This is a genomic window from Amycolatopsis azurea DSM 43854 (genome assembly GCF_001995215.1).
GTDB classification, from domain to species: domain Bacteria; phylum Actinomycetota; class Actinomycetes; order Mycobacteriales; family Pseudonocardiaceae; genus Amycolatopsis; species Amycolatopsis azurea.
The window spans coordinates 217,547-242,044 of the sequence record NZ_MUXN01000020.1; the positions used below are offsets into that span (position 1 = coordinate 217,547).

Annotated in this window: 22 protein-coding genes and 1 tRNA gene; 19 read left to right on the forward strand and 4 right to left on the reverse strand. The window is 67.9% G+C overall.

Translation table 11 applies throughout. The annotated features are described in order from the left end of the window. The first annotated feature begins 17 nt into the window (after positions 1 to 17). From B0293_RS26245 to B0293_RS26310, 14 genes are all read left to right on the forward strand, one after another. Complete coding sequence (locus B0293_RS26245; RefSeq protein WP_005155778.1) at positions 18 to 506, forward strand: VOC family protein; 489 nt, start codon at positions 18 to 20, stop codon at positions 504 to 506. A 92-nt stretch (positions 507 to 598) separates the two neighbouring features. Continuing rightward, on the forward strand, positions 599 to 1,885 hold the full coding sequence (eno, locus tag B0293_RS26250) for a phosphopyruvate hydratase (protein WP_005155779.1): 1,287 nt from the start codon (positions 599 to 601) through the stop codon (positions 1,883 to 1,885). A gap of 186 nt (positions 1,886 to 2,071) precedes the next feature. After that, positions 2,072 to 2,434 (forward strand): FtsB family cell division protein, encoded by a 363-nt coding sequence (locus B0293_RS26255; protein ID WP_085939641.1) that lies wholly within the window; start codon positions 2,072 to 2,074, stop codon positions 2,432 to 2,434. Between the two features lie 18 nt (positions 2,435 to 2,452). After that, positions 2,453 to 2,968, forward strand: coding sequence for a DUF501 domain-containing protein (locus B0293_RS26260; protein ID WP_400838478.1), 516 nt, complete (start codon positions 2,453 to 2,455; stop codon positions 2,966 to 2,968). 182 nt (positions 2,969 to 3,150) lie between these two features. After that, a complete protein-coding gene (locus tag B0293_RS26265) occupies positions 3,151 to 4,308 on the forward strand; it encodes a lytic transglycosylase domain-containing protein (RefSeq protein WP_039917331.1) in 1,158 nt (385 codons plus the stop codon). 22 nt (positions 4,309 to 4,330) lie between these two features. Further along, on the forward strand, positions 4,331 to 5,284 hold the full coding sequence (locus B0293_RS26270; RefSeq protein WP_005155783.1) for a Ppx/GppA phosphatase family protein: 954 nt from the start codon (positions 4,331 to 4,333) through the stop codon (positions 5,282 to 5,284). A 257-nt stretch (positions 5,285 to 5,541) separates the two neighbouring features. Then, positions 5,542 to 7,161 (forward strand): peptide ABC transporter substrate-binding protein, encoded by a 1,620-nt coding sequence (locus tag B0293_RS26275; RefSeq protein ID WP_039917333.1) that lies wholly within the window; start codon positions 5,542 to 5,544, stop codon positions 7,159 to 7,161. 87 nt (positions 7,162 to 7,248) lie between these two features. Beyond that, entirely contained in the window at positions 7,249 to 8,175 is a 927-nt protein-coding gene (locus B0293_RS26280) for an ABC transporter permease (protein WP_005155785.1), read from the forward strand. After that, a complete protein-coding gene (locus B0293_RS26285; RefSeq protein WP_005155786.1) occupies positions 8,168 to 9,121 on the forward strand; it encodes an ABC transporter permease in 954 nt (317 codons plus the stop codon). The genes B0293_RS26280 and B0293_RS26285 overlap by 8 nt, the downstream gene beginning before the upstream one ends. A 6-nt stretch (positions 9,122 to 9,127) precedes the next feature. After that, positions 9,128 to 10,120, forward strand: coding sequence for an ABC transporter ATP-binding protein (locus tag B0293_RS26290; protein WP_005155787.1), 993 nt, complete (start codon positions 9,128 to 9,130; stop codon positions 10,118 to 10,120). Then, positions 10,113 to 11,111 carry an ABC transporter ATP-binding protein gene (locus tag B0293_RS26295; RefSeq protein ID WP_005155788.1) on the forward strand — a complete coding sequence of 333 codons (999 nt, stop codon included), beginning with the start codon at positions 10,113 to 10,115 and terminating at the stop codon, positions 11,109 to 11,111. The genes B0293_RS26290 and B0293_RS26295 overlap by 8 nt, the downstream gene beginning before the upstream one ends. A gap of 48 nt (positions 11,112 to 11,159) precedes the next feature. Beyond that, complete coding sequence (locus B0293_RS26300) at positions 11,160 to 12,905, forward strand: S8 family peptidase (protein ID WP_005155789.1); 1,746 nt, start codon at positions 11,160 to 11,162, stop codon at positions 12,903 to 12,905. Between the two features lie 490 nt (positions 12,906 to 13,395). Then, the gene (locus tag B0293_RS26305) at positions 13,396 to 15,729 is read left to right on the forward strand and encodes an HAD family hydrolase (protein ID WP_052014413.1); all 2,334 of its coding nucleotides are present in this window, start codon (positions 13,396 to 13,398) and stop codon (positions 15,727 to 15,729) included. Further along, positions 15,726 to 16,670, forward strand: a complete 945-nt coding sequence (locus tag B0293_RS26310; RefSeq protein WP_005155791.1) for a class I SAM-dependent methyltransferase — start codon at positions 15,726 to 15,728, stop codon at positions 16,668 to 16,670. Before B0293_RS26305 ends, B0293_RS26310 begins: the two co-directional genes overlap by 4 nt. A 54-nt stretch (positions 16,671 to 16,724) precedes the next feature. Here the strand turns inward: B0293_RS26310 and B0293_RS26315 are convergent, their stop codons facing one another. Further along, positions 16,725 to 18,230, reverse strand: a complete 1,506-nt coding sequence (locus B0293_RS26315) for a S10 family peptidase (protein WP_005155792.1) — start codon at positions 18,228 to 18,230, stop codon at positions 16,725 to 16,727. 28 nt (positions 18,231 to 18,258) lie between these two features. On the opposite strand from B0293_RS26315, the gene B0293_RS26320 reads away from it, so the two are divergent. The 5 genes from B0293_RS26320 (at position 18,259) to B0293_RS26340 (ending at position 21,711) form a co-directional block, all read left to right on the forward strand. Then, entirely contained in the window at positions 18,259 to 18,939 is a 681-nt protein-coding gene (locus tag B0293_RS26320) for an endonuclease V (protein ID WP_005155793.1), read from the forward strand. Continuing rightward, complete coding sequence (locus B0293_RS26325; RefSeq protein ID WP_005155794.1) at positions 18,936 to 19,628, forward strand: uracil-DNA glycosylase; 693 nt, start codon at positions 18,936 to 18,938, stop codon at positions 19,626 to 19,628. Before B0293_RS26320 ends, B0293_RS26325 begins: the two co-directional genes overlap by 4 nt. Positions 19,629 to 19,712: 84 nt before the next feature. Then, entirely contained in the window at positions 19,713 to 21,041 is a 1,329-nt protein-coding gene (locus tag B0293_RS26330) for an NAD(P)/FAD-dependent oxidoreductase (RefSeq protein WP_005155795.1), read from the forward strand. Positions 21,042 to 21,118: 77 nt separating this feature from the next. Next, complete coding sequence (locus B0293_RS26335) at positions 21,119 to 21,610, forward strand: SLATT domain-containing protein (protein WP_005155797.1); 492 nt, start codon at positions 21,119 to 21,121, stop codon at positions 21,608 to 21,610. A 24-nt stretch (positions 21,611 to 21,634) separates the two neighbouring features. Then, positions 21,635 to 21,711: transfer RNA gene (locus B0293_RS26340), tRNA-Leu, on the forward strand. A 10-nt stretch (positions 21,712 to 21,721) separates the two neighbouring features. On the opposite strand, the gene B0293_RS26345 is transcribed toward B0293_RS26340, so the two are convergent. The 3 genes from B0293_RS26345 to B0293_RS26355 are packed head-to-tail and all read right to left on the reverse strand — an operon-like array spanning position 21,722 to position 24,473. Beyond that, entirely contained in the window at positions 21,722 to 22,951 is a 1,230-nt protein-coding gene (locus B0293_RS26345) for a tyrosine-type recombinase/integrase (protein ID WP_039917338.1), read from the reverse strand. Next, positions 22,951 to 23,127, reverse strand: a complete 177-nt coding sequence (locus B0293_RS26350) for a helix-turn-helix transcriptional regulator (protein WP_005155799.1) — start codon at positions 23,125 to 23,127, stop codon at positions 22,951 to 22,953. The genes B0293_RS26345 and B0293_RS26350 overlap by 1 nt, the downstream gene beginning before the upstream one ends. Then, positions 23,124 to 24,473, reverse strand: coding sequence for a replication initiator (locus tag B0293_RS26355; protein WP_005155800.1), 1,350 nt, complete (start codon positions 24,471 to 24,473; stop codon positions 23,124 to 23,126). Before B0293_RS26355 ends, B0293_RS26350 begins: the two co-directional genes overlap by 4 nt. Positions 24,474 to 24,498: the final 25 nt, after the last annotated feature.

A 24,498-nucleotide genomic window follows, 5' to 3' on the forward strand; every position in this document is an offset into this window, starting at 1 on the left:
TGGTGGACTGTCCTGCCATGAGCAGCGCCGAAGCGGATAGGCCCGAAAACGAGCCCGGATACCTCGGGCTCGCGCCGTACCTCTACTACGCCGACGCCACCGAGGCGGTCGCGTGGCTGGTCAGAGTGTTCGGGTTCACCGAGGAAGTGCGCTTCGCCGACGCCTCCGGAGAGGTGTTCCAGGCCACCCTGTGCGCCGGCCCGGCCAAGATCCAGCTGGCCGGGGTCGGCCCCGAGTACTGGCAGGCCAAGGGCGTCGACGGCCCGGTCGGCCAGTTGAACATCATCTACGTCTCCGACGCCGACGCGCAGTACGAGCGGGTCCGCGCGGCGCTCGGCGACGACGCCGACCTCGACGCACCTCAGGACCAGCCCTACGGCGCCCGCGTGTTCACCGTCTCCGACATCGGCGGCAACAGCTGGACTTTCTGGCAGCAGTTCTCCGACACCGTCGAGCTTCCGTCGGGCTGGCGGGAAGTCCGCGCAGGTGAACCAGCCGCGGAATAGCCCACTGTGGCGCGTGCCTCCAACGGGTGAACTGCGCCGACGGCTAGGCTGGGCCCCGTCACCGCAGGCACGACCCACATGAGGAGCATGGCGTGGCGCTCATCGAGCAGGTAGGCGCTCGCGAGATTCTGGACTCGCGAGGCAACCCGACGGTCGAAGTGGAGGTGGCTCTCGACGACGGCACGCTGGCGCGGGCCGCGGTCCCCTCGGGTGCGTCCACCGGCGAACACGAAGCCGTCGAGCTGCGTGACGGCGACACCGGCCGGTACAACGGCAAGGGTGTCGAGCGCGCGGTCGCGGCCGTCTTGGACGAGATCGGCCCGGACCTGGTCGGCACCGAAGCCGTCGACCAGCGCATCGTCGACCAGAAGCTCGTCGACCTCGACGGCACCCCGGCGAAGTCCCGCCTCGGCGCGAACGCCATCCTCGGCGTTTCGCTCGCCGTCGCGAAGGCCGCCGCCGAATCGGCCGAGCTGGAACTGTTCCGCTACCTCGGCGGGCCGAACGCGCACGTGCTGCCGGTGCCGATGCTGAACATCCTCAACGGTGGCGCGCACGCCGACACCGACGTGGACATCCAGGAATTCATGATCGCGCCGATCGGCGCCGAGTCGTTCCGCGAGGCCCTGCGCTGGGGCACCGAGGTCTACCACTCGCTGAAGTCGGTCCTGAAGGGCCGCGGCCTGTCCACCGGCCTCGGCGACGAAGGCGGCTTCGCGCCCAGCCTGAAGAACAACCGCGAAGCGCTCGACCTGATCCTTCAGGCGATCGAGAAGGCCGGGTACGCCCCGGGCCGTGACGTCGCGCTCGCGCTCGACGTCGCCGCGACCGAGTTCTTCTCCGACGGCGCGTACACCTTCGAAGGCGCGAAGAAGAGCGCCGAGCAGATGTCGGCCTACTACGCCGAACTGCTGCGCGACTACCCGCTCGTGTCCATCGAGGACCCGCTGAGCGAGGACGACTGGGACGGCTGGGTCCAGCTGACCGCCGAGGTCGGCGAGAAGGTCCAGATCGTCGGCGACGACCTGTTCGTCACCAACCCGGACCGCCTCGAAGAGGGCATCACCCGCCGCGCCGCCAACGCGCTGCTGGTGAAGGTCAACCAGATCGGCACGCTGTCGGAGACCCTCGACGCGATCTCGCTGGCCACCTCGTACGGCTACAAGTCGATGATGAGCCACCGGTCCGGCGAGACCGAGGACACCTTCATCGCGGACCTGGCCGTCGCGACCGGTGTCGGCCAGATCAAGACCGGCGCCCCGGCTCGTGGCGAGCGGATCGCCAAGTACAACCAGCTGCTCCGCATCGAGGAGACCCTCGCCGACGCGGCGCGCTACGCCGGCGACCTCGCGTTCCCGCGGTTCAGCGCCGAGGGGTAACCAGCCATGGCAGACCGGGGGAGGGCGCGGACCCGTCGTAGCGGGCGTGCGGACGGAGGCGGCTCCGGCAGGGGCCGCCGTCCGGAGAGTGCCCGCCGCACGACGACGAACGAGGTCCGCGCCCGAACCCGGCTGCGCCGCAGCCTGGCGGCGAAAAGGGCATCGGGTGCCGCGAAGGTGCTCGGCATGTCCACCACCCGCCGGGCCGCGGTGGTGGCGATCGTGGTGTGCGCGCTCGCGTTCACCATCGCCGTCCCGCTGCGCACGTACCTCAGCCAGAAGTCCGAGGTGAACGAGCAGCAGCAGATGCAGTCCGAACTGCAGCGGAGCGTCGCCCAGCTGGAAGGCCGCAAGGCCGAGCTGAGCGACCCCGCGCAGATCGAGGCCGAGGCCCGTAAGCGCTTCGGTTTCGTGAAGCCCGGCGAGACGCCGTACATCGTGCAGCTCCCCGACGACAAGGCGCCCGAGCAAGGCCAGCCGCAAGGTCAGCAGCCGGTGCCCGCGGGCTCCTGGTACGAGAAGCTGTGGGATCAGGTCGCGGGCGGCTGAGGCTCTCCCTTTAGCCTTATGGGCGTGAACAGCACGGAAAAGTCTTCATACGAGCCTGTGACCGACGCCGACCGCGAGATCATCGCGGAACAGCTCGGCCGGGCGCCCCGTGCGCTGCGCGCCGTCGCCGCGCGCTGCCCGAGCGGCCACCCGTCGGTCGTGCAGACCAGCCCCCGCCTCGACGACGGCACCCCGTTCCCGACGCTCTACTACTTGACCTGCCCGAAGCTGACGTCGATGGTCGGCACGCTCGAGGCGTCCGGGCTGATGAAGGAGATGACCGACCGGCTCGCGGAGGACCCCGAGCTGGCGGCCGCCTACCAGAAGACCCACGAGAGCTACCTCGCCGAACGCGACGCCATCGACTCGCTCGGCCACGAGGTCAGCGCGGGCGGGATGCCCGGCCGCGTCAAATGCCTGCACGTCCACCTGGCGCACACGCTCGCCGTCGGCCCCGGCGTGAACCCGTTCGGCGACGAAACCCTCGCCCTGCTCAAGGCCAACGGATGGCCGTCGGGCGACTGCCAGGGGTAACGCCGACGCCCGGTGCACAGATAGTTCCTCCAGGTGGGTTAATTCACCCTTTGTCGGCAAACTGGTCCTCCCCTATGGGGTGAAACCGGTCACCGTATGCGGCAGGCTGGGCACGGTCGAGCGTTGTCGGGGTGGGGAAGTACCGGATCGCGGGCCGCGATCCGCCGGGAGGGTTCTGAGGTATGCGCGTGAGGCACGTGCCAGGCGCGGTGACCGGTCATGTCCGGAGACTCTGTCTTCGGCACCGCACGATCGCCGCGGTGACCGGAGGTGTCCTCGCCATCGTCCCGGCCGGTGCCGCGGTCGTCGGTGCCGGCAGCTGGGCCGCGACGGCGAGCACGGTCCAGACCGACAACGTCGCCCTCGTCGGCGGCTATGACCCGAAGAACCCGCTCGTCCAGCAGATCGGTGTCGACGGCAGCCTGCCGAACGCGCCCACCCCGCTCCCGCTCCCCGCGGACGAACTCCCCAACGGTCCGCTCGGCATCCCGGTCACCGCGCTCACCGCGTACCGCAAAGCCGCCGACATCCTCATCGCCGAACAGCCCGGCTGCCACATCGACTGGGCGCTGATCGCCAGCATCGGCCGGATCGAGTCCAACCACGCGCGCGGCGGTTTCGTCGACGCCATGGGCAACACCCTCGAACCCATTCTGGGCCCGCAGCTCAACGGCGCCGGGCCGTTCGCGGCCATTCCGGACACCGACGGCGGTAAGTACGACGGCGACACGGTCTGGGACCGCGCCGTCGGCCCGACGCAGTTCATCCCGTCGACCTGGGCCCGCTACGCCTCCGACGGCAACGGCGACGGCGAGTCCAATCCGAACAACATCTTCGACGCGGCACTGGGCACCGGCCGCTACCTGTGCTCCGGCGGGCTCGATCTGTCCAAACCGGACCAGTTGCGCGCGGCCGTGTTCCGCTACAACAACTCCGAGACCTACGTGAACACCGTGCTGATCTGGGCCGAGGCCTACCGCACGGGAGTGATGCCGACACCGGACAGCAAGGTGCCCGTCGGCGCCCCGAACGCCGCGGCCGCTCCGCCGCCCGCCTCGGTGCCGCCGCCCCCGCTGCCGTCGACGCCGCCCGGTTCGGTGACACCGCCGCCGTCGAGTTCGCTGCCGCCGAGCAACTCGGGTTCGTCGTCCTCGTCACCGACGACAAGCTCGAAGCCGCCGCAGTGCCCGACGGTCACCGTCACGGAGACACACCCGACCACGTCGAGCGCGAGCCCCACGACCACGACTCCGCCGCCGTCGACGTGCACCTCGCCGACGACGACCACGACGACGACCACCGTGACGTCGTCAGGGAGCGCCAGCACCAAACCCACCTGATCGCATTGACTACCCTGAACGCATGCCTCGTGTAGCCGCGATCGACTGTGGGACCAACTCCATCCGCCTGCTCGTCGCCGAGCTGACGCCCCGTCACGACGGGACGGTCGACCTGCGCGACCTGCACCGCGAGATGCGGATCGTCCGCCTCGGCCAGGGTGTGGACGCCACCGGCAAGCTGGCCCCCGAGGCGCTCGAGCGCACCCGCAAGGCGCTGGCCGACTACACGGTCGCCGCGCGCCGCAAGGGCGTGGAGAAGGTCCGCATGGTCGCGACGTCGGCGACCCGCGACGCGAGCAACCGTGACGAGTTCTTCGCCATGACGCGCGAGGTGCTCGGTACCGAGGCCGAAGTCATCAGCGGCGACGAAGAGGCGCGGCTGTCCTTCACCGGCGCCGTCGGCGAGCAAGACCCCGACGACGGTCCTTTCGTGGTGGTCGACGTCGGCGGCGGCTCGACCGAACTCGTGGTCGGGACCTGGGACGGCCGCCAGGCCGAGGTGATCGCGGCCAAGTCGGTCGACATCGGCTGTGTGCGGATCACCGAACGCGCACTGAAGTCCGACCCGCCGACCGACGGCGAGATCGCCGAAGCGCGCGAGCTGGCCGCCAAGGTGCTCACCGAGGCCTTCGACGTCGTGGACGTGTCCACCGCCAAGACGTGGATCGGTGTCGCCGGGACGGTCACGACCTTGACGGCCGTCGCACAGGGACTGTCGGAGTACGACTCCGAGCGAACCCACCTTTCGAAGCTTTCCCACGCCGACATCGACCGTGTCGCGCGGTCGCTGCTCACGGCCGACCACGTGACCCGTGCCGCGAACCCGGTGATCCACCCCGGCCGGGTCGACGTGATCGGCGGCGGCTCGGTGATCGTGCAGGTGCTGGCCGAACAGTTCGCCACGCGCGGTGGTCCCGACGAGCTGGTGATCTCCGAGCACGACATCCTCGACGGGATCGCGCTGTCACTGGCTTGACAGCCCGGTTTTCTCTTGCGTGAAGCCATTTCTTTCGGTGATCAAGTGGTGACCTCCAGTCCGGATTAGACCATTCGGCGCAGCCTGGTTCCTACCAAGGTTGTGCTCTGACCGGGTGGTCCCGGATACCGTCACCCATTTGCAACACCAACGCACTGTGATCGCCTTCACCTGTCCCATAGCGTCGTCTCACCTTCTGGGCGGTGGGGCGCGACCAGCGCTCGCCGGACTATCCGACGACGAGAGTTGGAGGGGACATGCGGGCTTCACGCGGGTTCTGGGGAGCGACGGCGGTGGTGGCCACGGCGGCCCTGCTGCTGACGGCCTGTGGGGGTGGTGGATCCAAGGACGACAAGGGATCCGGCGCCGCTGACGCCAACGCGGCGGTCTCGGTCTACGGCACCGAGCCGGAGAACTCGCTGATTCCCGCCAACACCAACGAACTCGGTGGGTCCAAGGCGCTCAAGCCGGTCTTCTCGGCGCTGGTCGGCTACAAATCCGACACCGCCGAGCCGTACAACCTGATGGCCGAATCGATCACCACGACCGATTCGAAGGTCTTCGACATCAAGATCAAAAAGGGCTGGAAGTTCCACGACGGGACCGAGGTCAAGGCCAAGAACTTCGTCGACGCCTGGAACTACAGCGCGAACGGCAAGAACGGCATGCAGAACGCGTCGTTCTTCGAGCAGATCCAGGGCTACGACGAGATCAGCGCCAAGGAGCCCGCCGTCAAGGAGATGTCCGGGCTCAAGGTCGTGAACGACTACGAGTTCCAGGTCACCCTCAAGGGCCCGTTCTCGGTGTTCGCCACCAAGATCGGCTACCTCGCCTTCGCTCCACTGCCGGACAAGTTCTTCGCCGACCCGGAGGCGTTCGCCAAGGCCCCCATCGGAAACGGACCGCTGAAGTTCGTTTCGCGCACGCCCAACCAGAACATGAAGCTCACCCGCTTCGACGAGTACCAGGGCGAGGACAAGGTCAAGTTCAAGGACCTGGAAGTCCGCATCTACACCAGCCAGGAGACCGCGTACCAGGATCTGCTGAGCAACCGCCTCGACTTCATGGAGGCGCTCCCGCCCTCGGCCAAGGCAGGCGGTAAGTACAAGGCCGACCTCGGTCAGCGCCTGGTCGAAGGGAACCTGCTCGGCATCAGCGCGCTCGCGCTCCCGTACTACGTCCCGGGCTACAACAACCTCGACCTGCGCAAGGCGATCTCGCTGGCCATCGACCGCGAGCAGATCGTCAAGACCGTCATGAACGACACCTACGCGCCCGCCGACGGCTACGTGTCGCGCGGTATCGAGGGTTACCGGCCCGGTGTCTGCGGCGAGTTCTGCAAGTTCGATCCGGCCAAGGCCAAGGAGCTCTTCGCGAAGTCCGGCTTCACCGGCAAGCTGACCATCGCGTCGAACGCCGACGGTGGCCGCAAGGAGCCGCTGGTCGCGGCGTGCAACAGCATCAAGAACGCGCTCGGCGTCGAATGCGACTTCGTGCCGGCGACCGACTTCGGGCAGTGGCGCAGCATCGTCAACAACCGCCAGCTGACCGGCATGGGCCGCTCCGACTGGTCTGCCGACTACCCGTCGATCGAGAACTACCTGAACCCGCGCTACAAGAGCACCGGTTCGTCGAACGACTCCACGTACAACAACCCGGCCGTCGACGCGCTGCTGACCCAGGCGGACCAGACCGCCGACAAGGCGGCCGCGATCAAGCTGTACCAGCAGGCCGAGGACCTGATCGCGAAGGATCTGCCGCAGATCCCCGTGTGGGAGGAGAAGGGCGTCGGCGGCAAGTCGAACCGCCTGAAGACCGCGAAGCTCGACTTCGGTCGTCTCGCGGACTACTCGTCCATCGAGGTCGCGGCGAAGTAATCGCGTGGTCGCGCAGGCCGGGAGCGCACCGCTCCCGGCCTGCCGGACCCACGGCTCCCACCACGCGATCCCCAGGACGGCACGCCCATGCCCCAGTACATCCTTCGACGCCTACTCCAACTCATCCCGGTCTTCTTCGGCACGACGTTCCTCATCTACGCCCTCGTGTGGGCGGTGCCCGGTGACCCGTTCGCCGGCAAATGCGGTCAGGTCGCCTGCCCGCCCGCCTACATCGAGATGATGACCGACAAGTTCAACCTCGACGATTCGATCTTCGTCCAGTACTTCAAGTACCTCGGCAACCTGTTCACCGGCGACTGGGGCGAGACCTTCAACGGCGTCTCGGTCGGCGAGCTGATCGGGAACGCCTATCCGGTGACCGTCCGGCTCGCGCTCATCGCGGTGGCCATCGAAGCGATCATCGGCCTGTCCGCGGGCATCCTGACCGGCCTGCGCGGCAAGGGTTTCCTCGACAACCTCGTGCTGATGTCCACCACGTTCCTGATCTCGATCCCGGTGTTCGTCACCGCGATCGTGCTCCAGATCGTCCTCGGTTCGGAACTGGGGATCATCGACGCGAGCGTGTCCGAGGACGCCACGATCGGCGAACTGATCGTGCCGGGGATCGCGCTCGGCAGTCTGTCCATGGCCTACATCGCCCGGCTGACCAGAACGAGCATCGCCGAGAACAGGCACGCCGACTACGTCCGCACGGCCGTCGCGAAAGGCCAGCCGCGCAGCCGGGTCGTCGGGGTGCACCTGCTCCGGAACTCGGTGATCCCGGTGCTGACCTTCATCGGCACCGACATCGGCGCGCTCATGGGCGGGGCCATCGTCACCGAAGGCGTGTTCAACATCAACGGCATCGGCGGGCTCATCTTCCGCGGTATCCAGAACCGGGAGGGCGCCACCGTCACCGGCGTCGTCGTCCTGCTGGTGATGGTCTACCTGCTGGTGAGTCTCATCGTCGACCTGCTCTATGCCGTTCTCGACCCGAGGATCCGTTATGACTGACCCCAACGTGGCCGGCGGCGTGTCCTCTGTGGACGTCGCGAGCGCCGGAGTCGCCGACGATTCCGCGGTGGCGCACAAACCGCGCAGCCTCGGCGGCGACGCCTGGCGGATGCTGCGCAAGCGGCCGTCGTTCATCATCTCCGCCGTCATCATCGCGCTCGTCGTGCTCATCGCGATCGCGCCCGACCTGTTCAGTTCCCGGCCCGCCGGGTTCAGCGATCTGCTCCACGCCAACGAAGGACCGTCCGCGGACGCCTGGTTCGGTTACGACAACCAGGGTTACGACGTCTACGCGCGGACCATCCACGGCGCGCGGGCGTCGCTGCTGGTTGGTGTCTTCGCGACGGTGCTGACGATCCTGATCGGCTCGGTGGTCGGGATCGTGGCCGGGTACTACGGCCGTCTCGTCGACAGCCTGTTCTCGCGGGTGGGCGACATCTTCGCCGCGCTGCCGTTCGTGCTCGGCGCGATCGTCATCCTGACCACGTTCAACGCCCCCGGCTCGAATCCGGGCGCGGTCACGATCATCGTGCAGGTGGTCGTGTCGATCGCGGCGCTGAGCTGGCCGGTGGCGATGCGCATCATGCGGTCGGCGACCCTGGTGGCCAAACAGCTCGACTACGTCAAGGCCGCGCGCGGGCTCGGCGCGAGCACGCCGCGCATCGTGTTCCGGCACCTGCTGCCCAACACGGTCGCGCCGGTGCTGGTCTACGGGACCATCGCGCTCGGCGCGTTCATCGGCGCGGAGGCGACGCTGGCGTACCTCGGCGTCGGTGTGCGGCCACCGGTCGTCTCGTGGGGCGTGATGATCAGCGACGCGCGGGACTACTTTCGGGTGAACCCGCACATGCTGTTGTTCCCGGCCGGTTTCGTCACCATCACCGTGCTCGCGTTCGTCATGCTCGGTGACGGGATCCGCGACGCGCTCGACCCGAAGGCCCGGTGATCGGCTGTGTCCGACGAAGTGCTGCTAGAGGTGGAAGACCTCCACGTCGAATTCCGCACGTCCGACGGCGTCGCGACGGTGCTCAACGGGGTCGACTATTCCGTGCACGCCGGGGAAACCCTTGCCGTGCTGGGAGAATCGGGTTCGGGCAAGAGCGTGACCGCGCAGACGGTGATGGGCATCCTGGACAGCCCGCCCGCCGTCGTCACCGGCGGGGCCGTCCGCTACCGCGGCGAGGATCTGCTCACCGCCACCGAAGAACGGCGTCGTGAAGTGCGGGGCGGGGAGATCGCGATGATCTTCCAGGACGCTCTTTCCGCCTTGAACCCGGTCTTCACCGTGGGATTCCAGATCGAAGAACAACTGACCGTCCGGCTCGGCATGTCCAAAAAGGACGCTCGTAAGCGGGCGATCGAACTGCTCGACATCGTCCGCATCCCGGCCGCCGCCCGGCGGATCCGCGAGTACCCGCACCAGTTCTCGGGCGGGATGCGGCAGCGCGCGATGATCGCCATGTCGCTCGCGCTCGACCCGGATCTGCTGATCGCGGACGAGCCGACGACCGCGCTCGACGTCACCGTGCAGGCCCAGATCATGGACCTGCTGGCGGAGATCCAGGCCGAACGGCGGATGGGCCTGATCCTGATCACGCACGACCTGGCGGTGGTCGCCGAGGTCGCCGACCGGATCGCGGTGATGTACGCGGGCCGGATCGTCGAACAGGCCGACGTCACCGAGTTGTTCCGCTCGCCGGGGCATCCCTACACCGAGGCGCTGATGGCCTCGCTGCCGCGGCTCGATCTCAAAGGACAGACGCTGGAGACCATCAAGGGCCTGCCGCCGAGCCTGCTGAACGTGCCGCCCGGCTGCCCGTTCCATCCACGCTGTCCCCGGGCGGAGAGCCGGTGCGAGACCGAACGGCCCGCCCTGCACACCCTCGGCTTCGGCCGGGTCAGCGCCTGCCACTTCGCCGACGAGGTGGTGAGCGGTCGTGTCTGAGCCCATTCTGCGGGTCGAGAACCTGGTGAAGTACTTCCCGGTGCGAGCCGGGATCCTGTTCAAGCGCACGATCGGCCACGTGAAGGCCGTCGACGGCGTCTCCTTCGATCTCATGCCGGGGGAAACCCTCGGCGTGGTGGGGGAATCCGGTTGCGGCAAGTCCACGCTGGCCCAGGTGCTGATGCGCCTGGAGGAACCCACGGGCGGGCTCGCGACCTTCGAGGGCCGTGACATCTTCGCCCTGCGGGGAGCCGAACTCAGGAAGCTGCGGCGCGAGATCCAGATCGTGCTGCAGGATCCGTACACCTCGCTGAACCCGCGGATGACGGTCGGCGACATCATCGGCGAACCCTTCGAGATCCACACCGAGGTGGCGCCGAAGGGATCGCGGGCGGCGAAGGTGCGAGAGCTGCTCGACGTCGTCGGGCTGAACCCGGAGCACATCAACCGCTATCCGCACCAGTTCTCCGGCGGGCAGCGTCAGCGCATCGGGATCGCGCGGGCGCTGGCGCTGCGGCCGAAGGTCATCATCTGCGACGAGCCGGTTTCCGCGCTGGACGTCTCGATTCAGGCGCAGGTGATGAACCTGCTCGGCGAGCTGCAAAAGGAATTCGGCCTCTCCTACGTTTTCATCGCACACGACCTGTCCGTTGTCCGTCACCTTTCCACGCGTGTCGCGGTGATGTATCTCGGCAAGATCGTGGAAATGGGAACGGAAGAGGAGATCTACGAACGCCCGTCGCATCCGTACACGCAGGCGCTGCTGTCCGCGGTTCCGGTCGCGGATCCGGCGCTGCGCGGGCAGCGGCAGGTGATCCGCCTGGAAGGCGACGTGCCCAGCCCGCTGGATCCGCCGTCGGGCTGCCGGTTCCGCACCCGGTGCTGGAAGGCTCAGGACGTCTGCGCGGATCAGGAACCCGAATTGATCACGCGGTCCGGTGGCCATTTGTCCGCCTGTCATTTCGCGGAGGAGAAAACTGTCGTCCCCTGACTTTAGTGGGGACTTCTTTGATAAGTGGAGAACGCTGACGTAGTTTTCATGAACCGTTTCTTCAGGAGGCAGGAAGTGAAAAGACCCAGATCTCTCGTGATCGCGCTCGCGGTACCGCTGTTCGGTGCGATCGTCGCTACTCCGGTCGCGTCCGCGCAGCCGGCGCTTTCCGGCGCCGCAACCGAATTCTCCGTCCTGGCGCGTGACGGGCAGAGCGTCGCGTCGGTGGAACGGGCGATCCGCGCCGCCGGTGGCACCGTCGTGACCAGCAACGCCGCGGTCGGCCTGATCACCGCGACCGCGCCCGCCAACGGTTTCGCCGAACGGGTCTCCGCCGACCGCTCGGTTTTCGGCGCGGCCAAAGCGAAGCCGATCGGCACCGCGCCGAAGGACGGCAAGGCGAAGGTCAAGCCGAACGTCGTCGAGAAGGAGAGCCGGGGCGCCAAGTCGGCGAAGAAACCGGCGCAGCCGCAGTCCGTCGGCATGGACCCGCTCGACGATCAGCTCTGGGGCCTCAAGTCGGTCCGCTCGGACCTCTCGCGCACCGAGCAGCCCGGTGACAAGCGGGTGAAGGTCGGCATCATCGACACCGGTGTCGACGCGAGCCACCCCGACATCGCGCCGAACTTCGACCGCGCGGCGTCGCGGAACTTCACGAAGGACATCGTCGCCGACGTCAACGGTGCCGTCGTCGACGGCCCGTGTGAATACCGCGGCTGTGTCGACCCGGTGGACCACGACGACAACGGGCACGGCACGCACGTCGCCGGCACCATCGGCGCCGCCGCGAACGGTTTCGGTGTCTCGGGCGTCGCGCCGAACGTGACGCTGGTGAACATCCGCGCCGGGCAGGACTCGGGCTTCTTCTTCCTGCAGCCGACCGTGGACGCGATCACCTACGCCGGCGACGCCGGTGTGGACGTCGTCAACATGTCCTTCTTCACGGACCCGTGGCTGTACAACTGTGCCGCGAACCCCGCGGACACCCCGGCGCAGCAGGCGGAGCAGCGCACCATCATCGAGGCGACGACCCGCGCGCTGAACTACGCGCACCGCAAGGGCGTCACCCAGGTCGTCTCGCTGGGCAACCAGCACAGCGACCTCGCCGCCCCGCAGCCGGACGCATCGAGCCCGGGCTACCCGTCGAACAGCACGCACCCGCGGCAGATCGACAACAGCTGCCTTTCGCTGCCCATCGAGGGCCCGCACACGATCGGCGTCTCGTCCTTCGGTCCTTCGCAGGCGAAGGCGGACTACTCGAACTACGGCGTCGAGCAGATCTCGGTCTCCGCGCCTGGTGGGTACTTCCGTGACTACTTCGGCACGCCGTGGTACCGCACGGTCGAGAACCAGATCCTCTCGACGTACCCGCGCAACGTCGGCGTCGCGGAAGGCAACATCGACGCGGCCGGGAACATCACTCCCGCCGGTGTCACCGCCGGGGTCCAGAAGGCGACCGCCGCCGACGGCCGCGTCGGCTACTACCAGTGGCTGCAGGGGACGTCGATGGCGTCGCCGCACGCGACCGGTGTCGCGGCGCTCATCGTTTCGCAGTACGGCAAGGGTTCGCGTGACTTCGGGATGGACCCGGACGCGGTGCAGCGGGTGCTGGAGGGCACGGCTTCGGACATCGCCTGCCCGGTGCCGCGGACCGTCGACTACCTGAAGGAAGGCCGGGACGCGTCGTTCACCGCGACCTGCACCGGTGACGCTTCGTTCAACGGCTTCTACGGCCACGGTGCCGTCGACGCCTGGTCGGCCGTCACTCGCGGTTCCCAGTACCTGCGAGGCTGACCCGCGCATCGGATAGAATCCGCGCCACCTGATGGGTGGCGCGGATTCGTCGTTTCCAGGCCGACTCCCGGTCGATCGAGCCTGTACTTTACTGTAACGTCACCCGTTCGGGGGACGATGCGAAGACTGTTCGGGGGTATTGGTTGCCTTCCCGACCACAGGGCTGACCTTTCTACCGGGGGTTTCATGACAGACCAGAAGTACGCGGTTTCCGGCCATCCAGGGCTCGAACAGGCCGCTCGGCGGATCGCCGACCGATCCTGCGCCGCGGTCTCGTTCGACATCTTCGACACGATCCTCTGGCGGCGGACCCCGCGGCCGGCGGATGTGTTCGGCTTGGTGGCCGCCCGCCTCCGGAAGGCGGGGAAATGTCCGGAATGGATCTCGGACGCCGATTTCCGCCGGATGCGTGTCAAGGCGGAAAGGATCTCGCGGACGGGGGGAGGAGGCGCTCGGAAGCGAGGTTTCGCTCTTCGGCATCTGGCGGGCGATGCCGCTTTCGCTGTTCCCCGACGCCACTCTCGACGAACTCGTGCGTGCCGAGGTCGACGCGGAGCGTGAGCTGACCGAGGTCGATCTCGACATCGCCGAGCTCATCCGGCTGGCGAAGGACAACGACCTCCCGGTCGTCCTGGTCTCCGACACCTACTTCACCGAAGAGCAGCTGGGGCACCTGCTGGACCGGCCCGAGCTGGAGGCACTCAAGGACGCCCGGATCTTCCGGTCCCACGAGCACGGGCTGGACAAGGCGTCCGGGCTGTGGGACATCGTCCTGTCGGATCTCGGCCGCAGGCCGGAGCAACTGCTCCACATCGGTGACAACCCGGTCGCCGACGTCGAGATCCCGGGTGAGCTCGGGATCCGGACGGTGCACTACGAGCGGGCCGACGAGGCTTTGGTGGAGCTGCTCGAGCGCGAAGGGGAGCCGCAGGACCCGTTCGGGCCGTACTCCCCGGACCTCGACCCGGTCGACGGCGACTTCGGGCTCACCAGCCTCCGCGCGAAGACCCTGAAGGCCCACGCGCCCAGCGGACCTTCGGCGACCCGGTTCGCCTGGCGGTACGGGGCCGCGGTCATCGGCCCGGTGATGACCGGGTTCGCGGAGTGGGTCGCCCGTAAGGCCCATGAAGCCGGTACGCCGGTCGTGTGGTGCCCCATGCGGGAAGGCGAACTGCTGGCCGAACTGGTCGAGAGCGCCGCCCGGGCGCGAGGCTGGGACGTCAAGGCCAAACCGGTGTGGCTGTCCCGGCAGGTCACCTCGATCGCCGCGCTGGACAGCGCCGACCGGCACTCGATCCACGAGTTCGTCCGGAAACGCCATCAGCTGACCGTGCGGCAGCTGCTGGAGATGCTGCACCTGAGGGTCGGTGAGGTACCGCATCTCGCGCAGGACCTCGACACCGTCCTGGACAACGACGAGATCGTCGGCCGCCTCGCCGTCGCGCTGACCGAAACCCCACACCTGGTCAACCGCCTCGCCGTCACCGCGACGGCCGCGCGGGAGCGGCTGATCCGCTCGCTGCGCGAGGTCGGGGCCCTCGACCGGCCGGACCTCACCCTCGTGGACCTCGGCTGGGGCGGCACCATCCAGCTCCAGCTCGCCAGGGTGCTGCGGCTGGCCGGGATCGACATCGCTCCCGCGGGCCTCTACCTGGCCACCGACAACAGGTCGGAGCGGGTGCTGCTCGCGGGTCTGCGCGCGGAAGGCTACCTCGGTCAGGCGGGACATCCGCTGGAGACCGTCGGGGCGATCGTGCGCAGCCCGGAGGTGCTCGAGCAGTCGGTGAACGCGCTGTGCGGCTCGCTCATCGACTTCGCGGACGACGGGACGCCGGTGCTTGGCGTAGCCGCCGGAAGCGACGCGCAGAACGCCGAGCGCTCCGCCATCCACGACGGCATCCGGGCCTTCCAGAGCCAGTGGAACCGCTACGTGACCGCGTCGGACGGGTCCTGGCCGATCCTGACCGGCATCGGCCGCGACAGGCTGGCGAACATCCTGGTCTCCGCGCTGAAGCTGCCGACCGCCGAAGAGGCGTCGGTGTTCGGGAACTGGGAGCACGAGGACAATTTCGGCTCCGAAATGGTCACCCGTGTCCTGCCGGAGGACCTCGTCCCGGCGGTGCCGTACCTGTCGCCGAGCGACCTCGACGACCTGGGGATGCGGGACTCGTTCTGGCCCGCCCTCCTCGCGGCGTCCGACCCGCATCTGGGCGCGGCCGCCCGCGCGGTGCGCGCCGGGGTGATCGACCCGGCGATGTTCGAACCGGCGGGTGAGCCTTCCGCGACTTCGGTGCGGTACCGCACCACCGAGGGCGAGTGGTTCGACGGCGCCGACCGCCGCGTGCGGATCAACCACAACGGGCTGTCGTTCGCGCGGATGGACGTCGAGGCGTCCGACATCGAGGAGATCGCGCTGGCGGTGCCGGGCAGGCCCGCTCTCGTGCGCGTCGACTGGATCGAGGCGAGGGTCATCGCGGGCGGACGGCCCCAGACGCTGCGCTGGACCACTCCCGAGGACTTCGCCCGGGTGCACTACGAGGACTGCACCTGGCTCGGCGCGAACATGGTCGAGTTCCACTCGCCGCTCGCCGCGATCTGGCTGCCGCTGGCGGCCCGCGCCGGTGCTCCGGTGAGTTCGTTCCAGCTGACCGTCGCGTTCGCTATGCTTCCGCGGTCCCGCTCCGGGCTCGGGCACCGCATGCCCGCCGCCGGCCGCACCCAGCGGTTGTCGGCGAAGGTGCGTGACGAGCTGCGTGAGCACGGCCCGACCGGTCTCGCCGTAGGTGCCGCCAGGATCGCGGTGAGGAAGCTGAGGAATAGGTGACGGATTTCGACTTCGGCACCAGGGAAGACCCGCACGCGCAGACGAGGGCGGCCAGGAACGCGCCGGTCCTGCTGCACTCCATGTCGGTCTTCCGGGAGATCTTCGAGCTCATCTTCGCGCGGCGGAAAATCCGCACGGTCGTGGAGATCGGCGTCGAGTCCGGCCAGGTCAGCGGGATCTACGCGGAACTCGGCGCCTCGGAGGTCTACTGTGTCGATCCCGCGCCCACCGAACGGGTGCGGAAGACGGTCGAGGCCCATGACGCGCTGCGTCTGGTCACCGTGCCGTCGCCCGAAGTCCTGCCGCAGCTGCCGGTCGCCGATCTCTACGTCCTCGACGGCGATCACAACTACGCCGTGGTCGAGAAGGAACTGGCCTGGATCCTGGAGCACGCCCCGGACGCCGTCGTCGCGATGCACGACGTCCTCTGGCCGTGGGGAAGGCGGGATCTGTACTACGAACCGTCCGCGCTGGCCGAGTCGGACCGGCATCCGGTGAGCGAAGACGGGCCGACGGTCTGGCACGACGATCTCACCCCGGCGGGCTTCGTCGGATTGGGCGCCTTCACCGTCGCCGAGCACGCCGGTGGCGAGCGGAACGGCGTCTTGACGGCCGTCGAAGACGCGCTGGCCGCGCATCCGGAATGGCGGTTCGAACTCGTCCCCGCCGTTTTCGGGATGGGCATCCTGTACCGGACGGATCGCGATACCGACGAAGGGCTGCAGCGCGCGCTGCGGCCGTTCACGTCGTCGAACCTGCTGGCCGCGCTGGAGAACAACCGGATCGCGTTGTACACCAGGGTGCTGCAGATGCAGTTCGAGGCGGCGGGGCAGGCGGGGCACCTCGACCACCTGGCGGAGACCGTCGCCGCGCAGAAGCGCGAGATCGACCGTCTCACCGCGGAACTGCACCGGGCGTGGGCGGTACTGCGGTCCAGCTGACGCTCTCGTGAGTGGTGAGGACGGTTCTGACCGTCCTCACCACTCACGAGCCGCTCAGTCGGCGGTGGCCGCCTTGATGAACTTCGCGAGGTCCTTCGCCTGCCGTACCCGCGTCTCCTCGTGCACGTACATCATGTGCCCGGCCGGGTAGTACGCCGTGTCGATGTTCTCCCGCAGCTCCTCGGGGATCTGAAGCCGCGCGAGAACATGCTCCGAAGCGAAGTACGGCGTCGCGCCGTCGTAGTGACCGAAGGCGACGTGCACCCGGAGATGCGGATTCGCCCGCATCGCGGAAGCGAGTGAGTCCACAGAGGACACCGACCGGCCCTCGAAGTCGGAGTACGACCAGGCTTTGAAGACCTCCGTCGAGAGGATCTCGTACGGCAGGTCGTTCTCGTAGCCGAGTTCGTCGCGCACGTAGTGGTTGAGCCCGCCCGTGTAGGCGCCGATGATCCGCGAGATCGACGGGTCGTCGCTCATGTGCTCGCGGCCGCCGTCGGGCTCCCACGTGGTGAACCGGCCGTCCATCCGGCCGACGACGAGACCCTTGTCCCGCAACAGCTCGGTGAAGTACCGGACGTGCTCGATCCGCAGGTTGACCCGGTCCACATAGGACTCGCTCAGTCCAGTCAGGGAAGCGAGGGTCGCCACCGCCTCGGCGCGGTCCTGTGTGGACAGACGGGCGCCGCGCGCGAGGGCCCAGGGGAGCTCCTTGGCCGCGAAGTCCTCCGCGTCCGCGAGGACGTCGTCGAGCGGACGGTCGCCGTGCAGGCCGTGGTAGTGCGCGATGGCCGCGTACGTCGGCACGTAGAGCGAGTACGGCAGGTCGTTGCCCTCGGTGAACCGCAGCGTGCCCAGGTCCAGCACCGAGGAGATCAGCAGGAGCCCGTTCAGGTACATCCCGTGACGCTCTTGCAGATGCGACGCCAGCCCGGCCGCGCGGAGCGTGCCGTAGGACTCGCCGGCGAGGAACTTCGGCGAGAGCCAGCGCTTTTCCCGGGACACCCACAGCCGGATGACCTCGCCGATGGACTCGATGTCGGCGGCGAACCCGTGGTAGTCCTTGGCCTTCTCGCCGTCCACGGCGCGCGAGTAGCCGGTCGACACTGGGTCGATGAACACCAGGTCGCTGTGCGCCAGCAGGGTTTCCTGGTTGTCGGTCAGCCCGTAGGGCGGCGCGACCGGGTCGTCGACGTCGCCGGACAGCACGCGGCGCGGGCCGAGCAGGCCCATGTGCAGCCAGACGCTCGCCGAACCGGGCCCGCCGTTGAACGCGAAGGTCACCGGGCGCTTGCCGGGTTCCGCGTCGTCGAGCGTGTAGGCGGTCACGAACACCTCGGCCTTGGCCTTGTGGCCTTCGGACTTCCCGTCGGTGACGACCTCCTTCCGCAGCACGAGCCGCCCGGTCCGGGCGGTGTAGGCGAGCTTGCGCCGCTTGAGCGTCAGCGTGTGCTTCGTGGTGACCAGGTCGTCGGTCGGCTCGACCTTGGTTTCCGCCGACGGGGTGTCCTTCTCGTCGGCGGCCTTCGCGGTGTTCGATTCGGAATTGGTGTCCGGCATGCTCCCAACTTACTGGCAGTCTGTACCGGTGGACATCGTCACGGCGCATGATCGCCCGAACACGCCCGGCCAGGCGATCGAGATCCAGGAAACCCTGCGTGGCCTGGTTGATCCCGAGGATCGCTGTCCACAAGAGATCGCCACGGTCACCGGCCTGGACGTCGCCTACGACGAGGGCAGCGGCCTGATCGCCGCCGCCGCTGTCACGCTCGAAATCGCCGGATTCCGTGTCGTGGAAAAGCGCACCGTCGTTTCCGAGGTCTCGTTCCCGTATGAACCGGGCCTTTTCGCCTTCCGTGAGCTGCCTCCGCTTCTCGACGCCCTCCGCGCGCTCGATCACGTCCCGGATCTCCTGGTCTGCGACGGGCACGGGCTGGCGCACCCGCGCAGGTTCGGCCTGGCGTGCCACGTCGGGGTGGTCACCGGTCTGCCGTCCATCGGGGTGGGCAAGACCCGGTTCATCGGCGAGCACGACGAGCCCGGCGCGGAACGCGGCTCGCGGGCGCCGCTGCTGGACGACGGCGAGGTCATCGGTGCGGTCTTGCGTACCCAGGGCGGCGTGAAACCCGTTTACGTCTCCGTCGGCCACAAGATCTCGCTGGACAACGCGTGCCGCCAGGTGCTGCGGCTGTGCCCCGCGTTCCGGCAGCCGGAGACGACCCGGCACGCCGATCGCCTCTGCCGCGACGCGTTGAAGGAGGCGCTATGAAGTTCCGTTCTCTCGCCGAACTCGACGCCGAAGTCGTCGATTGCCGGGCCTGCCCGCGGCTGGTCGCGTGGCGCGAGGAGATCGCCCAGGTCAAACGCGCGGCCTTCGCCGGCGAGACCTATTGGGCCCGGCCGGTGCCCGGATTCGGCCCGCCCGACGCGTCGCTCGCCATCGTCGGCCTGGCTCCTTCGGCACACGGCGCGAACCGGACCGGACGGATGTTCACCGGCGACCCCTCCGGTGACGTCCTGTTCAAGGCGCTTCACCGGATCGGTGTCGCTTCACAGCCGACGTCGACCCATATCGGTGACGGTCTCGAACTGCGGGGGACCCGGATGGTCGCCCCGGTGAGATGCGCGCCACCCGCCAACAAGCCCTTACCTGAGGAACGGGACACCTGCCGATCCTGGCTCGCGGCCGAACTCGGGTTGCTGAAGCCGACACTGAAGGCCGTCGTGGTGCTCGGCGCGTTCGGTTGGCAAGCACTGCTGCCGGTGCTCGCCGAGACGGGCTGGCCGGTGCCCGCGCCACGCCCGAAATTCGGTCACGGGGCCGAGGTGGGACTCGGCGACCTGCGCCTTTTCGGCTGTTACCACGTGTCGCAGCGCAATGTCCAGACCGGCAGGCTGACGCTTGACATGGTGTGCGACGTCCTGGCCTCCGCGACCTCGGTGGCCGGGCTGAACTGAATCGGTGCGGAAACCGTGGCGACGCTGGTCACAGCGGGATGGGGTACACGAGCGATCTCAGCTGATGGGTGCGACTATAGAAATATGGCTGGTGTTAAGTCGGAACCGACACGGATCCTCGTCCTTGGTGGTGGGTACGTCGGGCTCTACACGGCGTACGGGCTGCAGAAGATGCTCCGGGCCAACGAAGCGTCCGTGACGGTCGTTGATCCGCAGCCGCACATGACCTATGCCCCCTTCCTGCCCGAGGCGGCGGCCGGTGCGATCGAACCGCGGCACGTGGTCGTGCCGCTGAGGCGCGTGCTCAAGCGCTGCCACGTGCTCACCGCGCGCGTGACGAAGATCGAGCACGAGCGCAAGGCCGTGACGGTCGAGGCCGCCGACGGGCACGTCGAGCAGCTGAACTACGACGTCCTCGTGGTCGCGCTCGGCGCCGTGGCGCGCATCCTGCCGATCCCGGGCCTGGTCGAGGAAGGCATCGCCTTCAAGACCATCGGCGAGGCGATCTACCTGCGCAACCACGTCATGACGAAGCTGGACGAGGCTGCCAGCACGCTCGACCCCGAGCAGCGCAAGCGCCTACTGACGTTCACCGTCGTCGGCGGCGGGTTCGCCGGTATCGAGGCGCTCGCCGAACTCGAGGACATGACCCGCTTCGCGGTGGAGAACTACTACCCGAACCTCAAGGTCGAGGACATCCGCTGGGTGCTCGTCGAGGCGGCCGGGCGGATCCTCCCCGAGGTGCGCGAGACGCTCGGTGTGTACACCGTCGAGCAGCTCGAAAAGCGCGGCATCGAAGTCTATTTGTCGACAGCGGCGAAGTCGTTCGAGAACGGGCACGTCGTGCTCTCGGACGGCACCGAGTTCGACACCGACACGATCATCTGGACCGCCGGCGTGAAGGCGAACCCGGTGCTCGCCAGCTCGGACCTGCCGCTGGACAAGCGCGGCCGCGTCGAGGCCACCGCCGCGATGCAGGTCGTCGGGCACCCCGACGTCTGGACCGCCGGTGACAACGCCGCCGTGCCGGACCTGTCGCGTACCGAGCAGGACCCGACCGCGACCTGCCCGCCGAACGCGCAGCACGCCGTCCGTCAGGCGCGCCTGCTGTCGAAGAACATCATCAAGGTGATCCGCGGCGGCAAGCCGAAGGACTACTACCACAAGAACCTGGGCGCGGTGGCCAGCCTCGGCCTGCACAAGGGTGTCGCCGACGCGCTGAACCTGAAGATCAAGGGCTTCCCGGCCTGGCTCTTCCACCGCGCGTACCACCTCAAGGCGATGCCGACGTGGAACCGCAAGATCCGCATCCTGTTCGACTGGATGCTCGGTGGCCTGTTCCGGCGCGAGGTCATCTCGCTCGGCCAGATCAACAACCCGCGCGAGGAGTTCGACAGGCTGTCGAAGTCCTGAGGCGGTAGCTCCGTGAAGGCCTCCTTCCCTACTTTCAGCGTGGGGAAGGAGGCCTTCACGGCGTTTAGGGTGTTTCGGTGCAGGCATTCCGGAGGTCCGTACCCGCTGTTCCGCTCGCCACCGGCCTGACCCCGGCCGAATTGGCGAAACACGTCTTGGACCGGATCGAGCGCGACAACGCGCACGCCCGTTCCCGGAAGAAGCGCTTCCGCTGGCGCGCCGTGTCGATCAGGCTTCTGCTGCTCGCGCTGTCGGCGATGTCCACGATCATCCTCGGATTGCAGAACCTCAACGGCTGGACCGGTGTCGCGTTCGCGCTCGTGGCCGTGACGACCGTGATCGGCGCGCTCGAACCCTTCTTCGCCTGGCGTTCCCTGTGGGTCCTGATGGAAGAGGTTCAATTCCGGCTCTACCGGTTGCGCGACGAACTCAGCTTCTACATCGCGTCGACCCCGCCTGAGCAGGTCGATCCCCAGCTGATCACCGAGAAGTTCGAGGAGTACCAGGCCGTCTGGAACGAACTCGGGCTTCGCTGGCTCGAATATCGGCGTACTGAAGCGGCGGGCTGAGAGCCATCGCCTAGGCTTGCCTGTGCCCCGGTAGCCCAACTGGCAGAGGCAGTCGACTTAAAATCGACACAGTGCGGGTTCGATCCCCGTCCGGGGCACCATTCGCCCAGGTCAGGGCTCTGTCTGGTCTTGCTGGTCCTGACCGGCCCCCGGTTTACCCCCGGAATTGGCAGGATCTTCGTCATCCCACATGCCTTCCAGCGCGGTCGCGTTGTCCCGGGAGACCGTCGTCCTCCCCATGTAGACGTCCTGAGTGATCGACGGCCGAGCGTGGCCGAGCTGATCGGCAATCTGCCTCGAACTGAGCTTCGCGTCGTCCAGGACTGTGGCCGCTGTCTTGCGGAAGACGTGCGACTTGACCCACGCGAAGTCCTCCGTGCCGCGTGCTTCCCGGAGATCCCGCCGGGTGTTCGAGGGATCGCGTAGCCCACCGAGCGTGTCCGGGAAGACCGGGGTGGCCGGGCCTCGCCCAGCTTCTTCGGCCAGACGACGACGCTCCCGAAGCACCGACACTGCCCACGAGGGGAGCGGCAGTGTTCGATCCCCGGACTCGGTCTTGAGCTTCTTCACCCGCCGCAACCCGACCTCCCGGATGCGGATCACCTTCCAGTCGATCGCGACCGTTCCGGCGTCAAGATCGACGTCCTCCCAGAAGGTCGCCAACGCCTCGCCGATCCGGACTCCGGTCGCCAGCATGAACCGCGTCAGGTCCGGCAGGTCTCGCGCGACGGCCTTTGGATCGGCTTCGAGCTGTTCGAGCCACTTGCGGCGCTCGGTCGACGACAAGGCGCGAGGCTTCTTGCGCTTCCCGCCTTCGATCCGTTCAAGTTCCCGGACCGGGTTCGATCCCAAGGCCCCTTGACGAACGGCGAAGCCGAGAACGCCACTCACCACGGCACGCGTCGTCCGCGCATGAGACGCACTGGTTTTCGCCTTGACCGCAGGGAGAAACGCATCCAGCCGGGGCACGGTCACCTCATGCAGCCGGAGATCACCGAGCGCGGGAAGCACGTGGTTCTTGAGCACACTTCGGTAATTGTCCAGGGTGCCGTGTGCTCGCTCTCCCGCTTCGACGCGCCCAGCCTGCCGTGTGATCCACCTGTCGGCGACCACGCTGAACTTCGTGTTGTGATCCATGTCGCCACCTCCGGGCGCCTTCAGGGCTTCGCTGATCGCCTTTTTCAGCAGCCGTTCAGCCTTGGGACGAGTCGGGCCGGTGCGCTCAATGTCGTGCACCTTCCCGTCAAAGCCCCGGTAGCTCGCACGAGCCTTGACGCCGGTGGCCGTGTCGCTGAAACGGATCTTCCCGTGTGTCCCCACATCGAGAGGTGGCCGGGCCATCACGCGCCCCCTTGTTCGGCGACCCAGGCATCGACGTCTTCGGGGCGGTAGCGGAGGTGCTTGCCGATGCGCTTGCCGACCGGGCCGTAGCCGGTGGTGCGCCACCGGTAGAGAGTGCCGACAGGGACACTGAGATGGGTCGAGAGGTCTTCCACGGTCATGAGTGGCTTGTTCATGGTTGGCTCTCCTTTGCGAGCTTTTCCTTACGTTGCAGGCGTTTTCCTTCGTAGATCGCTTCAGCGATCTCGCGTTCTTCGGGATTGTTGTGGCCGTTTCCGGTGTAGTTCCAGTGGTTGACGACGGTCACGCTGTCCGGGCTGGCTCCGAGGGCTTCGAGCGTCGCGATTTGCTGGTGGGCGCGGCGGTCACTGCGCAGCGTGGTGAAGGTGACGGAGTAGCGCTGGGATTTGGTGAGGAAGTGGCCCCGGAAGCCGAGCATGTGCGCCCACTTCCTCAGGAACGCAAGGTCTTCGCTGGCTCCGAGCTCCCAGGCTGTGGCGATCATGCGGCGGTGGTGCGGCAGGACGTCCAGGTGCTCGATCGCGCGTTCGGACCGGATAGGACGGTCGGGGACTTCGCTGGTACTGGTGCCCTTGGTGGCGTACTTGGCGATGTATCCGGCCAGCGCGCGGTCACTGATCTCGCCGTCATCACCCTCGATCTGCGCGGCGTGTGCCGGGCGGATGGGGCGGATGTCGATCTGCTGGCCCCAGGTGAACACGTGTCCCGTGGTCTCGCCGTCGAGCAGGAGTTCACGGGACACGCAGGTGGTTTCAGCCGCCGCGCGGACGGCGTGCTCCATCAGCGTGCTATCGACCCAGGCTGGTGCGGGGTCGTGGGCACCCTCGGGGCCGTCGAGCCGGATCACCGCGTGGAAGTGGATCAGGCCACGCTTCTGGTACTCGGCGACCTTGGCGTAAGAAAGCCGGGCGTGGTCGGCGAACTCGCTGACCTTGAGCCCGGCCGCGCGGGCGATCTCCCGCCGAAGACGGATCGTGAAGCGGTGCCACAGGTCCCCGGTGTGGCCCTGCCAGAGGACCGCGCCCCGGTAGTCATAGCTCTCGGGGTCGATCGCGGTGCCGACGCGGGGATCGGCTTCGTGGTGGTATTCCCCGCATCCGCACGGGATTCGGCGGCCGGTGCGGCTGGTGCGACGGCCGTGGACGGCGCCGAAGCTCGGGGCGGTGAGGGTGACGAACAGGCGGGGCTTGTCCGCCACGATCTCCGGGATCGTCTTGCCGCCGGTCATTCCTGCGCGGATGAGGTGGAACGCGTCAGCGGCGTACCGGTCGGAACAAGCGGGGCACACGGACTCACGGCGATTGCCGCACGGGGCGTAGACGGTCCCGGCGTGGTGGTCGAGGGTACGGCCGGTGGCGCGGTCGGTGACGACGCGGTAGCCGGACAGGTGCACCGGCTGAAGGCATCCGCCCGTCGCGGTGACGCGGTCACGGACGTGGCTCATGTTGAGGTGGCGGGTGATGCGGGTAGCCAGTGAGGACCCGTCGTGCTCGGTGATCATGGCTCTCCATTCGTGCGGGCACGAG

Coding starts and splice junctions, on each gene's coding strand:
- B0293_RS26245 (WP_005155778.1), top strand. CDS start 18: ATGAGCAGCGCCGAAGCGGATAGGCCCGAAAACGAGCCCGGATACCTC.
- B0293_RS26255 (WP_085939641.1), top strand. CDS start 2,072: ATGTCCACCACCCGCCGGGCCGCGGTGGTGGCGATCGTGGTGTGCGCG.
- B0293_RS26260 (WP_400838478.1), top strand. CDS start 2,453: ATGGGCGTGAACAGCACGGAAAAGTCTTCATACGAGCCTGTGACCGAC.
- B0293_RS26265 (WP_039917331.1), top strand. CDS start 3,151: ATGCGCGTGAGGCACGTGCCAGGCGCGGTGACCGGTCATGTCCGGAGA.
- B0293_RS26270 (WP_005155783.1), top strand. CDS start 4,331: ATGCCTCGTGTAGCCGCGATCGACTGTGGGACCAACTCCATCCGCCTG.
- B0293_RS26275 (WP_039917333.1), top strand. CDS start 5,542: ATGCGGGCTTCACGCGGGTTCTGGGGAGCGACGGCGGTGGTGGCCACG.
- B0293_RS26280 (WP_005155785.1), top strand. CDS start 7,249: ATGCCCCAGTACATCCTTCGACGCCTACTCCAACTCATCCCGGTCTTC.
- B0293_RS26285 (WP_005155786.1), top strand. CDS start 8,168: ATGACTGACCCCAACGTGGCCGGCGGCGTGTCCTCTGTGGACGTCGCG.
- B0293_RS26300 (WP_005155789.1), top strand. CDS start 11,160: ATGAACCGTTTCTTCAGGAGGCAGGAAGTGAAAAGACCCAGATCTCTC.
- B0293_RS26305 (WP_052014413.1), top strand. CDS start 13,396: ATGCCGCTTTCGCTGTTCCCCGACGCCACTCTCGACGAACTCGTGCGT.
- B0293_RS26315 (WP_005155792.1), bottom strand. CDS start 18,230: ATGCCGGACACCAATTCCGAATCGAACACCGCGAAGGCCGCCGACGAG.
- B0293_RS26325 (WP_005155794.1), top strand. CDS start 18,936: ATGAAGTTCCGTTCTCTCGCCGAACTCGACGCCGAAGTCGTCGATTGC.
- B0293_RS26330 (WP_005155795.1), top strand. CDS start 19,713: ATGGCTGGTGTTAAGTCGGAACCGACACGGATCCTCGTCCTTGGTGGT.
- B0293_RS26345 (WP_039917338.1), bottom strand. CDS start 22,951: ATGGCCCGGCCACCTCTCGATGTGGGGACACACGGGAAGATCCGTTTC.
- B0293_RS26350 (WP_005155799.1), bottom strand. CDS start 23,127: ATGAACAAGCCACTCATGACCGTGGAAGACCTCTCGACCCATCTCAGT.
- B0293_RS26355 (WP_005155800.1), bottom strand. CDS start 24,473: ATGATCACCGAGCACGACGGGTCCTCACTGGCTACCCGCATCACCCGC.